Source organism: Candidatus Flexicrinis affinis (assembly GCA_016716525.1).
GTDB classification, from domain to species: Bacteria; Chloroflexota; Anaerolineae; order Aggregatilineales; family Phototrophicaceae; genus Flexicrinis; species Flexicrinis affinis.
In genome coordinates, this window is sequence record JADJWE010000010.1 from 156,399 (window position 1) to 170,469 (window position 14,071).

Here is a 14,071-nt window from a genome sequence, read left to right on the forward strand (position 1 = left end):
GTCGTCGCCGGGGGGAACATTCACATGATTAGCGCAACGTGGTCGCGTCTAGCAGCCGGATTTCTTGTTGTTTCCGTGCTGCTTGTTTCGTTCCCCGCGCACGCGGCCGTCATCGACGTGGCCTGCGACACGGCCGAACTGGCCGCCGCCATCAATACCGCCAACGCCAACGCCGAAGCGGATGTCATCAATTTGGCGACCGGCTGTTTATACGAGTTCACGGCCGGCGACGTGAGTAACCCCGACACCGCCCTGCCGGAAATCTACTCGGAGATCGAAATCAACGGCAACGGCGCGACCATCGCGCGCGCCGACGGCAGCCCGGACTTTCGCCTAGTTTACAGCTTCGGTGGTAACCTGATTCTCAACGACCTCACCATAACGGGGGGGCGGAGCAACAGCGGGGGCGGCGTCGTCAACAACGCCGGTGCGCTGATGCTTGTCAACAGCAGCGTTGTCGATAACTACGCCCTTTCTGAAGCGGGCGGCATTCTTAACGGCGGCCCGCTTACGTTGATCAACAGCATCGTTTCCGGCAACAGCTCTCCGGGCAGCGGCGGTGGCATTTACAGCACGGGTGGAAGCCTGGCGACGCTGATCAACAGTACTGTCATCGGTAACAGTTCTAGCGTCTATGGTGGGGGTATCTACAGCGTCGGCTCCGTGACGCTCGAAAGCTCATCGGTCGACGGAAACTTCGCCGTCGGCGCACCGAGTGGCAGCAGGGGCGGCGGCATCTACTGTTCCGGTGTACTGAACATCACCAACAGCACCGTCAATGACAACACGGCCTCCCCATCCGGCGCTGGCGCCGGCATTTTCAGTTCTTCTGCAGCCACGATAATCAATAGCACCGTTGCCGGCAACAGCGCGTCTGCGACCGGCAGTTTCGGCGGTGGCATCTACAACAGCGGTCCACTGACTATAATCAACAGCACCGTTTCCGACAATGACGCCGGCGACTCAGGGAGTGGCATCATCGACATTACCGGTTCGGTCACCGTGCTGAACAGCACGATCTCCGGCAACAGCGCGGTGAACGTCGGCGGTGGCATCTACTTCAACTTCGGCTCGGACAACACGTTGGCAAATAACACCATATCCGGCAACAGCGCCGATCAACAGGGCGGCGGCATCTACGTGAGTGCCGGCATCGTCACGACGGTCAACAATACGTTTGCCGGCAACAGGGCCAGCGTAAGTGGTGGCGCTTTATTCAATGGGGCCGGTACGGTAACCGTAGCCAACAGCATTCTCTGGGGCAATAGTTCGCAGATCAGTGTCGGACCCGGCACAGTGACCGTAAACTACAGTATCGTTGAAGGCGGGTACTTCGGCGGCACCGGCAACTCCATTGCCAATCCCCTGTTCGTATCCCCAGTGTCCTACTTAAGCGCGCCGACCATCGCCGGCGATTACCACGTGCAGGCCAACAGCCCGGCGCTCAACGTCGGCAGCAACGCGGCACTGCCCGCCGACACGCTCGATCTCGACAACGACTCGAATACCGCCGAGCCGATCCCGTACGATCGCGACGGTAATTCCCGCATCGTCAACGCGACCGTCGATATGGGCGCATACGAGCACCAGACCTTGGCGGCGGTTGTCGTCAGCGAAACGAGTGTCGACGTGGCCGAAGGCGGGGCGACCGATACCTACAGCGTCCACCTCGCCTCACGGCCAGCCAGCAGTGTCACCGTAACCCCTGCCGGCGACGCCGACTGCGACGTGAGTGCGGCCCTGACGTTTACGACAGACAACTGGAGCTCGGCGCAGACCGTCACGGTGACGGCGGTCGACGACGATATCTTCGAGGGCAGCCACAGCTGTACGATCACCAACACGGCGACCAGCGGCGACGCGGCCTATAACGGCATCGGCGTGGCCGGCGTCGGCGGTACCGTGACTGACGACGATACGGCGGGTGTGGACGTGACTCCAACCACTGTGGATGTCACCGAGGGCAGTACGACCGATACCTACGACGTCGTGCTGAATAGCGAGCCGACAGCCGACGTGACGATCACGCCCGAGGGGGACGCGGACTGTTCGGTGAGCGCCGCGCTGACGTTCACCAACGCCAACTGGGACACGCCGCAAAGCGTCACGGTCACGGCGGTCGACGATGACATCGAAGAAGGCGAGCATGGCTGCACGATCAACAACACGTCAGCCAGCGACGATCTCGACTACGACGGGGTTTCGGTCGCCAGCGTCGACGGCACAGTTACGGACAATGACCTCGAGCTGCTGATCAACGGCAGCTTCGAGGCCGGCATCGCACCGTGGGCGGTCACAACCCTCGGGCAAGACAAGGTTAAAGACAAGAACCCGTACGATGGGCTGTTCGCGTTCCGCTTCAAAGGCTTCGCCGGAAAGCCGAGCGCCAAGCTCAAGCAGACGATCCTCGCGCCGCCGATCGCCGACGGCGATATCGTCACCGCCCGAGCCCAGATACAGCCCGGTTCGGCGGCTAACGGCAAGATGATCCTTAAGGTTAAGACCGATCTCGGCACCGTCTTCAAAGACAATGTCGCGTTCGATCAGGGCGGTGCGTATGTACTGCATCAGATCGGCCTGCCGATTACGCTCGGTATTGGCGAGGCGGTGGCCGATATTAAGCTACAGTTCAAGGACAAATCACTCAGCGGCAAGGTGTACGTCGACGCCGTCCGCGTGACCGTGACGATCGCGCCCGCGCCGCGCACCGTCACACGAGCGCCGATCCTGCCGCCGCCTGCCGCGCCGGACGGGTTCCGCGGCGGCAACTAGGCCAAAAGCGCCGCCGACAGGGTGCCAGAGTGAAGCGGAGCAGGAAACCCTGCTCCGCTTGTTTTGTGTTGGGACCACACGACGTCGCGATCACGCGCCGAGGCCGAGGCGTTTGCAGAGATCGCCGAGGGTCTCTTGTTCGGTGGGCGAGAGGGCGGACATCGCGGCGGAGATGCCGGCAATGTGCGCGGGCAGGATCGATTCGAGCAGTGCGCGCCCGTGGTCCGTGATGTGAACGCGCATGACACGGTTGTCGGCCGGGTCGCGCTCGCGCGTGATCAGGTCGTGTTTTTCGCACGTCTTGAGGACCGACGAGATGTTGCCGGTGCTCTTGAGCAGCTTTTGAGCAAGGGTGGTTTGCGAGAGCGTCCCGAGGTGATAGAGTGCTTCCAACACGGCAAACTGGCTGAGCGAAAGGTTATGCGCGGCGAGGTGTGCGCTGGTGCGATGGAGGATGCTTTCGGCGGCGCGCTGTAGCTTAATGTAGGCGTTGAGGGCGCGGATTTCGTCGGGGGTGCCGGAGTAGTGGGTGGGCATGAGTCCTCTGTCGGGGCGACTCTGATACGCTTCTAACGCGAGCGTGGTTGACAAGTGAATTATACCGCATTAAACTGTCAAGTATCGAATAGTTCAATATCAAACTATTCGATGCATGCTCAAACCACAATCCGTTTGCGTTAAGGTGCCACGCGGACACATCCGAAGACCTCACCAGCCGTCCCGTCTTCGCTGTGAGAGGCCGGGCGTGAGGTCGGCACGGCGCAGGCGAAGTGTCGAAAGTCAGGAGGAACCCATGAATCTCGGCGGAATTCACCACGTGACGTCGGTCTCGGCGCAAATCGGGCTGAACGCGGCATTTTACACGCGCATCCTCGGTCTGCGCCTCGTCAAGAAGTCGGTCAATCAGGACGATGTCAGCGCCTATCACCTGTTCTACGCGGACAAGGTCGGCAGTCCCGGCACGGACATGACGTTCTTCGACTGGCCGAGCGTCCCGCGTGAAACGCGCGGCACCGACAGCATCACGCTCACGGCGTTTCGCGTCCCCGACGAGGCAGCGCTGTACTACTGGGCCAATCGCTTCGAAGAGTACGGCGTTCAGCACAGTGGGATTGAGCAGTTCGCGGGCCGCAGCGTAATCCGCTTCGAGGATCGCGAGGGCCAGCGCCTAATGCTCATGGACGACGGCGGCGCGGACTATCACGGCACGTACTGGGAAGAACCGGGCATCCCCGAGCCGGTCGCGATCCGCGGGTTCTACGCCTCGATGATCTCCGTGCCGCGGCTGGAGCACGTCGAACCGATCCTGACTCAAGTGCTCAACATGCGCGAATCAGCGCGGCATCCGTACCCCGATGGCCGCGAAGTGATCCTTTACGACATTGGCGAAGGCGGCCCCAACCGCGAGCTGTGGGTGATGGAGGAGCGCAACATTCAGCGTGCCCGGCCCGGCGCAGGCGGCACGCATCACGTCGCCTTCCGCGTCAAGGACTTCGACGAGCAGCAGTACTGGCACAACCGTGTGAGCAGTGTCGGCCTGCCGATCAGCGGATTCGTCGACCGGTACTACTTCAAGTCGATCTACTTCCGCATCTCCAACGGTATCCTGTTCGAAATCGCCACCGACGGCCCCGGCTTCGCCACCGACGAAGATCTGGAAACGCTGGGCGAACGCCTTGCCCTGCCGCCCTTCCTCGAAGACCGGCGCGAAGAAATCGAAGCGCAGCTCAAGCCGATCGTCATGCCGGAGACGGTCTAGGTTCTACGGGGTGCTGCCCCGAACCCCGCCAGAAGGCTTTCGCCCTCTGGACTCCCATACATGCAAAAGAGGTCGCCTACGCGACCTCTTTTGCAGTAACGGGGTCAAGGGGTGCAAACCCCTTGTGGAGGTGTGGAGGCGAAGCTTCCGCATCGTTGCTGGTTGGTCAAGCACTCACGCCAAAGTCGGCGCTAAAGTCGCCGGGCAGACCTTGCTTCGCGGCTTCGGTCGCCTCCCGAATATACGGCGGTACATGGTCGCCGTGGGTGAGCTGAAAGCGCGGATCGAGATAATCGAGATGGGTGATCCGCCCGCGGCAGTTGGCTGCCCCGCAGTTGCAGGGCATGTCATACGGTACTGACATCATAAATGCGCCGTAGTCGCACGTGATCTCCTCGCCAGCGGCGATGTCGCGCCGGGCGACCGTCGTGTCTTCGTTGATCCACCATGTATTCGGGTCGCACGAGTGGTTCTGGTAGCGCCCGATCCCGCCGTCGAGGCATAGGGTGGTCGGGCCGCTTTGCCATGTGTAGTACAGGATGGGTTCGCGCTGATCGGGCGGCATGGCGTATACCGCGTCGATCTCATACTCGGTGTCGTCGGGATGCGCCGTAAAGACGACCTCTCCCGCCTTGATGGGCCGGGCTGCAAACACGCCGCGCCCGGCAATCGGACTATCACGAAGCTCGATGTGCTCCTGACTCATTCTCCGCCCCCAACATGACAACCCACAATGCGAGAAGTCAAACAGGGCGGGCGCCGCCGCAACCACGTTACCCCGTCATCGGCATAACGCTGTGTGCGTCGCGATGAGCAGCGCGCGTCCGTATCCTGATGGCCCAATGACGCATGATTATCTGCGCAGTTGGCCGGTTCGCAAGGGCCGTAATCGCCCAGAAAACGACGATTGGGATACGCTTTTTGGCGTACCGTCTCTGAGACGAAAAACCGGCCCCGTGTTGAGCGAGGCCGGTTTCGTGGTGTGTGCTGCTCTGCGCTAGTTGCTGCCGCGGAACTCCGGCGGCGCGAGGCGATCCGCCGGCGGCGGTGGCGACGTCAGGAACTCGTCGTAGTGCAGCAGTTGCAGATCGTCGACGTAGACCTTCCCGCCGGCGCCGGTCATCTTGAGCTGTACCTTGATCTGCGCGACGTCCAGCGAGTCGAGGCCGAGGATGGCGTTGGCTTCGCGCGTAAAGTACGGGTCGGTCTTGGCCTTGTCGCCGGGCAGCCCCTCGACCTTCAGCTTGATCTTGCTGCCGTCGATGAAGGCGATCTTCGCCATCGCCACGAAGTCGGTCTTGAGGTTGATCGTGTCGAACTGGCCGCGCAGCGTGAAGGCGTCGGCCGCGTCGCCGATCTGAAGCGCGACCGTCTGCTGAAGCTTGCCGTTCAGCCCCGCCACACCCTTGAACAGGTATGCGCACTCGCCGCTGTTCGCGACGGTCTTTTCGAGCGTGTTGCACGCACGCTTGCCCTTGTCCAACTTCTTCTCTGTCCAGTCCAGCGCCAAATCCGGATCGAGCGGGTCCGGGTCTTCGAAGCCGCCATTGACCAACAGCTCGGTGCCGACCCCGCTGTAGCCCTCGGCGTCGACCGTCCACGTCAGGGTCGTACGGCTCAGGTACGCCAGCGACGGGTGCAAAATGCCTGCGACGTCGGTGACTTCAGCCGTCAGCGTCGTGACGCCACCGGCGATCGGCGTATAAGTGAAGCTGGCCGTGTCGCCGTAGCCGTAATAGAGGTCCTGCACCTTCACGCCGTCGATCTTCCACATGACACGGGTGTTGCTGCCGCCGGTCGGCGACAATACGTCGAGGCTGAACGTCGCGCCTTGCCCGCTGGGGATATTGACCGTGCCAGCGTCCGGGTCGGGGCTGACCGTCCCCGGTTCGACGATGTCGATTCCGTCCGGGTCTTCGAGATCCCACCAAAACGCGCTCTGGCCTTCCCAGCCGCCGGAATACAGCACGACCGGAAGCTGTTCGGCGGCGACCTTGCCGAACGGCTGGTTCAGCGACTTCATCAGGCAGTTGAAGCACCCGCGGTAGTAGGTCGTCGGCGAGTAGTGCGCGCCCAGCCACAAGCCGCCCTCTTCGCCCAAGTCGGCAAAGGTCGGGATCGGCGTGCTGCCGGCGATCCAGCGGTTCCACTTGATCAGCGCGCGTACGGTCTGGTCGGTGACGTTGGGCATGCACGGGGACGAGATGCCGTTACGTCCATAGTCGGAGCACGGCGGATACCCGGGCGTGAACGTGTCGTACTCGTCGTCGAGGCGAAGCAGCGAATGGCCGACTTCGTGGCGCAGGATGTCGACCCCGTAGCTGTTGGTCGACACCGCCGCAATCTCGCCGCCGCTTCCGCCGTACACCGAATCGTTGGCGACGAGGAAGATCTCGTCCCAGTCCGGCAGCGCCGCGTCGGCGTCGGCAAACACGGTGTCGTAGTCGGTCGCCACCATCAGGCGGGCGATACCGGCGTAGCAGTAGGTCGTGTCGTAGCGCGTGTTCTTAAGCTGACCGCTCATCGACTCGACGTTGTAGGGCGCGGACGGGCAGCAGGTGATCGGATGGTCCGAGCTCGGGCTGCACGATCCGCTGTAGCCGGGCTGATCCACACCCGAGTCGTTGGACGGCTCGAACAGCGCGTAGGTGTTGAAGTACTTCTTGTAGCGGCTGTACGGCGAGAAGCTGAACACTCCGTCGAGCAGCGCGGTCGCGTCGTTGACGAACTTGGTCTGCTCGCCGGCGGTGTAGCCGTCGCCCATCACGATCAGGTCGACGCGATTCTCGGCCGGGCCGTTGACGTCGATCGGGATCAGCACGCCGCGCGTCTCGCGGGGCTGCGCGCCGAACTGCTGGGCCACGGCATTCAAGTCGATGATACCGTTGGACCGCACCGCGCCGGTGAACTGCACGCTGAGCCGGTTCGCGCCAGCGATCACCGGCACCTTGACGTTGAACGCGCGGTCGGCCCACGGAAGGCGCTGGCCCTGAATGTTGGAGCCTTGCGCATTGACCTCGCCGAGGTTGGCCGGGTCGATGGCGTGCTCGGCCCGAATCCAGCGTGATACGGCCACGGTCGTTTGGAACACGACCGCCCCGCTGGCATCGTCGATCAACTGCACGACTGCGATGTCACGCTCGCGGTCCGGTGCGGCGGCAGAAGCCGCGGCGATCTTGCCGGAATCGTCCGATACGATGTCACGCTGAAGGATCACCGGTGCGTAGCCGGCGACCGTCACCGCGCCGTCGAGGTCGGCGTTGAGCGTCAGGCTGTGGACGAGCTGTCCGAGCGGAAGGGGTTGGGCAGCCGCCGGGACGACACCGATTGCGAGCAGCGCAAGCGCGAGGAGGACCGGGATAGCGCGATGGAACGAGGTCATCATCTTCCTTTGTTTGAAATACTAGATGCGGCACGGGATGGGCAATTCGCGACCCTTTCGCACTCTAACGGAAAGCGTCGAGCCGGTCAACCAGCTTGTTCTCAACGATTGACCCGTCGGCACGTTACAACGTTGTGATGCACAGCCCCGGTAGAAAATCGCGTCAGAGGACGTCATAATAGAGACAACTGGGCATACATGACAGAAGGTCCGACGCAATGGCCGACCCCGAGATTGTGACGCAGGACGATTCCCCGCAGGTACAGATGCCGGTTGCCGGCGTCCACCGGCGCACGATGGCCAGCGGTGAACGTGTGATGGTCTGCGAGTTCTTCCTCGAGCGTGGCGCCGAGATTCCGATTCACAGCCACATGCACGAGCAGGCCGGCTACGTGATCCAAGGCAGCATCACGTTCACCATCAATGGCGAGGCACGCAAGCTCTACCGGGGCGACACGTATGCCATTCCGGGCGACATTCCTCACGGCGCCCACGCCGACGAAGACTGTATACTGGTAGAAGTCTTTAGTCCGCCCCGAGAGGAATATCGCATTACGAGGTAGACCCTGAATGAATACGTACGATCCGCGCCGCAACAGCCGCCTCAGCCGCGCCCGTGACCGCCAGCACGCGCGCGAGGCGCGCCGTAACGAAGCGATGGCAGTCCCGCGCGAAGAGAAGATCGCGCCCGCAGTCGAGCGCGAACCGGTCGGCATGACCGCCCAGTCGCGCATAGATACCGAGGCGCTCAAGAAACGCGCGAACTTGGTCGTTCAGGATGCCTTATGGTATGCGCGGCACCGGCCTTCGGTGTGGCGGTGGGGCGGCCTGATCGTGGTCGCGCTGATTCTGCTTTTCCTCGGCTCGTACTTGCTGCCGGGGCGCATCTTCCCGAACGTGTACGCGCTCGGCGTCCCATTGGGTGGCCTAACGGTCGATGAAGCGGCCGAAGCGCTGCAAGACGCGTGGACCAACGACGTCAAAGTGCGGCTCGTCGTGCAAGGCGAGACGATCGAGGAACTGTCGCCGCAGCAGGTCGGCCTGCGCACCGACTTCACGCGCATCGCCGAAGCAGCGCGCGGCGTCGGTCTGTCCGGAATCCCCCTCGGTTACGGCATCCAGCCGCAGGTGACTCTCGACTATCGCACGGCCGAAGACCTGTTGGTGGCGCGCGCAGTCGCCCTCAACACGCCGGCGCAGAACGCCAGCTACACGCTCAAGGACGGTATCGTCGTCGGCGTACCCGGCATGACTGGCCGCCAAATCGACATCACCCTGACGCTTTCGCAGATCAACGACGCGCCCGAGTCGATCTTGCGCCGCGGGCAGCTCGAAATCGTGACCCTGCCCGTTGAGCCGGACTACCCCGACCCGGAACCGTTCCTGATCGAAGCGCGGCGGATGGCCAGCCAGCCGTTCCAGTTGATCGGCTACGACCCGTTTACCGACACCTCGACCACGTGGGCCACGCCGCCCGAAAACCTCGTCACGTGGCTGGAGGTCGGCCAGAACGGCCTGACCGTCAGCGAGCGCCAGATCGTGCGCTTTTTGGAGGCGCTCAACACCGAAATCGCGGCGATCGATCCGGTCAAGTACATCTCGCGCGATGACGCGGTGCGCGCGCTCAGCGAGGCGCTGCAACTGGGCGAACGGCGGGCATGGCTGCGCGTCAGCCACTATCCGCAGCGGTATACCATCCAACGCGGCGACAGCGGCTATGCGATCTCGCGGCGGACGGGCATCCCGTACTTCATGATTCAAGAGGCCAACGCCGGGCGCGACCTCGGCATGATCTACCCGGGCGACGAGATCAATCTCCCCAGCAAGGACGAGGTTGTTCCGCTGCCGCCCGTGCCAAATAAGCGCATCGTGGTCGACATCAACACCCAGATGCTCTACGGCTTCGAAAACGGCCAAGAGGCGTTTAGCTGGCCGATCTCGACCGGCATATCCAAGTATCCGACAGCGCCGGGCGTGTACCAGATCCTCAACCACGTCGAGCTGGCCTACGGTTCCAGCTTCGAGCTTTGCAGCTCGGATACGTCGTGCGGCCAGTGGAAGATGTACTGGTTCATGGGCATGTACGAGGTTTCGACCGGCCTGCAGAACGGCTTCCACGGGCAGGTCGAGCTACCCAACGGCGCGTACTTGGGCGGCGGCAACGTCGGCCAGCCGTTCACCTATGGGTGCGTCATGTCGCGGCCGGAAGAGGCCGAGTTCCTCTACAACTGGGCGGACGATGGCGTGGTGGTCGAAGTCATCTCCAGCGACTTCCTACCGACCAGCGAGGTTGGGCGCCAGGTGCTGGCCAAGCGCGGCGGCAGCGCGTGATCGCTTGGCAGCCGCGCGGCGCCGGGCGCATGGCGTTCAGGTCCGGCCATGACTAACCTGACCCCGCGCTTGCAGCGCCTGCGGGACGCCGGCTATCGGATTACCAATGCGCGCGCCGCCGTCCTCAAGGCGCTCGAACAGTCCGGCGGGCATTTGACGTCGGCGCAGATCGTCGACATCGTGGCGTCGATCGATCCGGCGGTTGGGCGTGCCAGTGTATTTCGCACGCTCGACCTGCTTTCGCGTTTGTCGCTCATCCGCCCGACTTACACCGAAGGCAGCAGCGCGCCGGTCTTCGTGCTGCTCCCCGGCGGCCACCATCACCATGTCATTTGCACCCACTGCGGGCGCGTGTTCGAGTTCGAGAACTGCGGGCTTGAAGGGCTGTCGGCGCGGCTTGAGGTCAACACAGGCGTGCACATCGCCGGCCACCTGCTCGAGTTCTACGGCATCTGCGCCGACTGCGCAGCTAGCGAGGCGGTGTCTTCGGCCAGTTCGCGGGAAGCACCAGCGTAAAGCGCGACCCCTTGCCCACCGCGCTTTCGATCTCAAGCCGTCCCTTGTGCGCGTCGGCGATCGCCTTCACGAGTGTCAAGCCGATGCCTGAACCCTGCTGCTCGTGGGCAGGGCGGCTGGCCTGATAGAAAGCGTCGGGCAACCGGTCGAATTCGGCAGCGGCGACGCCGCGCCCCTCGTCACTCACCGCAAGTTTCACGTCTGGACCACAGCGCTGTGCCAATAAAGTGATGGTCGAACCGGCGGGCGAAAACTTGACCGCGTTGTCGATCAACTCGCGCAGGGCGATCAACAGCAGTTCGCGGTCACACCGGAAGCCGGCCGCAGTCGATTCGGCTTGAACACGGAAACGGTGACCATCGGTGGCCCTTTCGACCGCTGCGACGGCGTCGTGCAGCATGCGTTCCGGATCGTCGATACGCTGCATGCGCTGGGCAGCGACCTCATTCTTGACGTCCGGATAGCCGAGGTCCATCAACAGCACGAAATTTCCGATCAAGCGGCGCAGCCGGTGCGCGCCTCCCCCGATATGGCGCAGGGTATCGTCGAGGTCGGCGACGACCGATCCGCGCTGACGCACGTCGTTTAGCAGGTTCGAATACGCCACGATCGAGGTCAACGGCGTGCGAAACTCGTGATTCAACAGGCGCAGGATCCCTTGCCGCATGTCGTCCACTTCGGCGGACTGGCGGCTTGCTAGCGCCCGCGCCCGCTCGATGCGCGCCTCGATCAGCGGCAGCAGCTCGTCATAGGAGAACGGCTTGGAAACGTAGTCCTCGGCGCCAAGAGACTTGCCCTGAAGGACGTCACGGCGATCGGTACGCGAGGTGAGGAACAGGAACGGGATCGACATCCACTTGGGGTTATCGCGTATCCGGCGCAGCAGTTCGAATCCGTCGACATTCGGCATCATCACGTCGGCGAGGATCAGGTCCGGCGTCATGCCTGCGGCAAGCCAGTCGATCGCCTCCTGCCCGTCGCAGGCGGCCTCCACACGATACCCTTCCAGCGCCAACGACTCGGCAAGCGCCGCACGCAGATCGGGGTCGTCTTCAACCACCAGGAGCAACGCGCGCGCCGGTCCCATCGGTCATGCCCCTATGTGCGCCGATGCAGCGCGAGCAAATCGGACAATACGGCGAAGCCGGTCTGAACGCCGCCCGCCCCTGCGCCGACAAGCGTCACATCGCCCAGCACGTCAGTGGAGAACGTCACGGCGTTGTTCGCGCCGGAGACGCCGGCCAGCGGATGGCTGTGAGGGAGCTTCACCGGCTGAACGCTGCCGCCTGCTTGCGACGCCTCGGCGATCAGCTTGTAGCGCATGCCCTCGGCAGCAGCGGCCTGCAAGTCCTCCGGCGTCAGGTCGCGGATGCCGCGCACGTCGAGGTCGGCCAGCTTGAACGTGCGCCCGAACAGCGCGCTGGCGAGGATCAACAGCTTGCCGGCGGCATCCCACCCGTCCACATCGGCGGTCGGGTCGGCCTCGGCATAACCGAGCCGCTGCGCCTCGGCCAGCACGTCGTCATAGGTGCGGCCCTGCTCCATCAGCGAGAGCATGTAGTTGGTCGTGCCGTTCAGGATGCCGCGCACCTGCGATACCACCGCCCCGGCCAATGCCTCGCGGGCGAGGCGCAGCGCGGGCGTGCCGCTCATCACGGTGCCTTCGAACAGCACCTGACGTCCGCACTGCTCGGCCCGCGCCATCAGGTTGACGTAATCGAGCGCGACCGGCCCTTTGTTCGCCAGCACGACGTGCTTGCCGTGATCGAGCGCGGTGTAGCACAAGTCGAGCGCGGGCTGACCGGTGCGCAAGTCGGTCGGGCTGACTTCCACCAGCACGTCGACATAGGGGGCGGCAGCGACGCCTTCGGCGCTGATGTCGCGGCGCAAATCCGGCGAGTTGGGATAACTGCCAAAGCTGCCTTTTTCGGCTGCTGTCAGCAGCGCGGCAAGGTCGAGTCCTTCGGGGTGATAGAGGTTCCCGCGCGATCGGGTGATCACGGCGGTGACTTGCGGGGCAAAGCCGTACTGCTGCGCCAGCGCGGTCTGTTTGTCGATCAACAGCCGCACCAAACCTTGCCCGACGCTTCCAAATCCAATCAGGGCGAGTTTCAAGGAGACACTCCTTTGCCGGCAGGTGAGGCACGATGCGGCGGATGACCACCGAGTTGAATCTCTCGGCTGTCCGCGATAAAGTCAATCGCCAATCTGGCCCAGCCTTACGCCGCCGGGTTGGACGGGTAGACACCACGCCCTAATAATACCGCGCCGCTGCGCTTGTTGCGCCGTGGTCGTGCGCAGACCGAATAGATCGCCCCCTTATTTGACCGGATTCTTGGCCCATGGAAGACAGCAACCTCCAGCAGCACAGCACCGCCCTGCTGACCGCGTGGGAAGACGGGACGTTGAGCTACCATGATGCCGTCGCCCAGCTTAACACGCTCAGGGCCGAAGCCCAGACCCGCGCGCGCCCCGAAGACGAAGCCTTTCTCGAGTCACGCCTCGGTGTGATCGAAGGCTATCGCGGCAACTATGTGGGCAGCATCGCCCACTTCGAACGCGCCCGCGATCTGTACCTGCGCGCCAATAACCGGCGGCAAGTCGTGACGTGCACGCTCAACATCGGCGAGACGTACCGCCTCAAAGGCAACTTCGCCCGCGCGCGCCAGTATTTCCGCACCGGCCTCGACGCCGCCGTCGAACTCGGTGACCGCGAGCTGCAGGTGCTGGCACGCGCTAACGAAAGCCAGATGATGATCAGTCAGGGCAACGCGGCGCAGGCGGAGGCCAGCTTGCGCGAGTGCTACGCGCTGTGCGAAGAGCCGTTCCCCGTACTGGCCGGCGCATCGCCGGAAGTCGTCGCGCGCAACCAGCTCGATCAACGCGCCGACATCGCCCATGCGCTGTCTACGCTGTACCTCGACTCCGGCGACATCGAGCAGGCGTGGCACTTCGCGCAGGAGGGGTTGAAGCTGGCGACCCTGCTGCAAACCGACCTGCGGATCGGCTTTGCGTATCGCGCCCTCGGCGAGGTCGTGACCGTGCTCGAACACCCGCCCGAGCCGCCGCTGTCGCCCGACCCCGACCATTACTTCAGCGAGTCGATCGCGCGCTTCAAGGCCGTCAACGCCGAGGGAGAAACGGCGCGCACGCTGTTTGCACAGGGGCGCAGCCTGCGCCGGCGCGGCCGGCAGACTCAAGCCACACGCAAGCTGCATCAGGCGATGATCATGTTCAGCCGGCTTGGCATGGTCGACGACGCCGCCAAAGCCGCCGAGGAACAGCTCAAGCTGCTGTAGGGCGCGCGGTTG

General features: G+C 63.5%; 11 protein-coding genes. 6 read left to right on the forward strand and 5 right to left on the reverse strand.

Annotation, left to right across the window (positions count from 1 at the left end):
* Nucleotides 1–24: 24 nt before the first annotated feature.
* Nucleotides 25–2,772 (forward strand): right-handed parallel beta-helix repeat-containing protein, encoded by a 2,748-nt coding sequence (locus tag IPM16_22895; protein MBK9125955.1) that lies wholly within the window; start codon nt 25–27, stop codon nt 2,770–2,772.
* 90 nt (nt 2,773–2,862) lie between these two features.
* On the opposite strand, the gene IPM16_22900 is transcribed toward IPM16_22895, so the two are convergent.
* On the reverse strand, nt 2,863–3,309 hold the full coding sequence (locus IPM16_22900) for a MarR family transcriptional regulator (protein ID MBK9125956.1): 447 nt from the start codon (nt 3,307–3,309) through the stop codon (nt 2,863–2,865).
* A 256-nt stretch (nt 3,310–3,565) separates the two neighbouring features.
* Between IPM16_22900 and IPM16_22905 the strand changes: the two genes are divergently transcribed.
* The gene (locus IPM16_22905) at nt 3,566–4,531 is read left to right on the forward strand and encodes a ring-cleaving dioxygenase (protein ID MBK9125957.1); all 966 of its coding nucleotides are present in this window, start codon (nt 3,566–3,568) and stop codon (nt 4,529–4,531) included.
* 166 nt (nt 4,532–4,697) lie between these two features.
* Here IPM16_22905 and IPM16_22910 read toward each other — a convergent pair whose 3' ends face one another.
* Nucleotides 4,698–5,096 carry an SET domain-containing protein-lysine N-methyltransferase gene (locus tag IPM16_22910; GenBank protein ID MBK9125958.1) on the reverse strand — a complete coding sequence of 133 codons (399 nt, stop codon included), beginning with the start codon at nt 5,094–5,096 and terminating at the stop codon, nt 4,698–4,700.
* A 432-nt stretch (nt 5,097–5,528) separates the two neighbouring features.
* Nucleotides 5,529–7,913, reverse strand: coding sequence for a hypothetical protein (locus IPM16_22915; protein MBK9125959.1), 2,385 nt, complete (start codon nt 7,911–7,913; stop codon nt 5,529–5,531).
* Nucleotides 7,914–8,179: 266 nt separating this feature from the next.
* Between IPM16_22915 and IPM16_22920 the strand changes: the two genes are divergently transcribed.
* The 3 genes from IPM16_22920 to IPM16_22930 are packed head-to-tail and all read left to right on the forward strand — an operon-like array spanning nt 8,180 to nt 10,760.
* Complete coding sequence (locus IPM16_22920; protein ID MBK9125960.1) at nt 8,180–8,476, forward strand: cupin domain-containing protein; 297 nt, start codon at nt 8,180–8,182, stop codon at nt 8,474–8,476.
* A 7-nt stretch (nt 8,477–8,483) separates the two neighbouring features.
* On the forward strand, nt 8,484–10,244 hold the full coding sequence (locus IPM16_22925; GenBank protein ID MBK9125961.1) for a L,D-transpeptidase family protein: 1,761 nt from the start codon (nt 8,484–8,486) through the stop codon (nt 10,242–10,244).
* A gap of 48 nt (nt 10,245–10,292) precedes the next feature.
* On the forward strand, nt 10,293–10,760 hold the full coding sequence (locus IPM16_22930; GenBank protein ID MBK9125962.1) for a transcriptional repressor: 468 nt from the start codon (nt 10,293–10,295) through the stop codon (nt 10,758–10,760).
* On the opposite strand, the gene IPM16_22935 is transcribed toward IPM16_22930, so the two are convergent.
* The gene (locus IPM16_22935; GenBank protein MBK9125963.1) at nt 10,714–11,847 is read right to left on the reverse strand and encodes a response regulator; all 1,134 of its coding nucleotides are present in this window, start codon (nt 11,845–11,847) and stop codon (nt 10,714–10,716) included. The genes IPM16_22930 and IPM16_22935 overlap by 47 nt on opposite strands.
* A gap of 11 nt (nt 11,848–11,858) precedes the next feature.
* Nucleotides 11,859–12,875 (reverse strand): homoserine dehydrogenase, encoded by a 1,017-nt coding sequence (locus tag IPM16_22940; protein ID MBK9125964.1) that lies wholly within the window; start codon nt 12,873–12,875, stop codon nt 11,859–11,861.
* 227 nt (nt 12,876–13,102) lie between these two features.
* Here IPM16_22940 and IPM16_22945 point away from each other — a divergent pair, with 227 nt between their 5' ends.
* Nucleotides 13,103–14,059 (forward strand): tetratricopeptide repeat protein, encoded by a 957-nt coding sequence (locus tag IPM16_22945; protein MBK9125965.1) that lies wholly within the window; start codon nt 13,103–13,105, stop codon nt 14,057–14,059.
* Nucleotides 14,060–14,071 lie beyond the last annotated feature (12 nt).

What these genes read in the sequence shown, in the direction of transcription:
- IPM16_22895 (MBK9125955.1), top strand. Translation starts at nt 25, where the DNA reads ATGATTAGCGCAACGTGGTCGCGTCTAGCAGCCGGATTTCTTGTTGTT.
- IPM16_22945 (MBK9125965.1), top strand. Translation starts at nt 13,103, where the DNA reads ATGGAAGACAGCAACCTCCAGCAGCACAGCACCGCCCTGCTGACCGCG.
- IPM16_22905 (MBK9125957.1), top strand. Translation starts at nt 3,566, where the DNA reads ATGAATCTCGGCGGAATTCACCACGTGACGTCGGTCTCGGCGCAAATC.
- IPM16_22935 (MBK9125963.1), bottom strand. Translation starts at nt 11,847, where the DNA reads ATGGGACCGGCGCGCGCGTTGCTCCTGGTGGTTGAAGACGACCCCGAT.
- IPM16_22920 (MBK9125960.1), top strand. Translation starts at nt 8,180, where the DNA reads ATGCCGGTTGCCGGCGTCCACCGGCGCACGATGGCCAGCGGTGAACGT.
- IPM16_22915 (MBK9125959.1), bottom strand. Translation starts at nt 7,913, where the DNA reads ATGACCTCGTTCCATCGCGCTATCCCGGTCCTCCTCGCGCTTGCGCTG.
- IPM16_22930 (MBK9125962.1), top strand. Translation starts at nt 10,293, where the DNA reads ATGACTAACCTGACCCCGCGCTTGCAGCGCCTGCGGGACGCCGGCTAT.
- IPM16_22925 (MBK9125961.1), top strand. Translation starts at nt 8,484, where the DNA reads ATGAATACGTACGATCCGCGCCGCAACAGCCGCCTCAGCCGCGCCCGT.
- IPM16_22900 (MBK9125956.1), bottom strand. Translation starts at nt 3,309, where the DNA reads ATGCCCACCCACTACTCCGGCACCCCCGACGAAATCCGCGCCCTCAAC.
- IPM16_22910 (MBK9125958.1), bottom strand. Translation starts at nt 5,096, where the DNA reads ATGCCGCCCGATCAGCGCGAACCCATCCTGTACTACACATGGCAAAGC.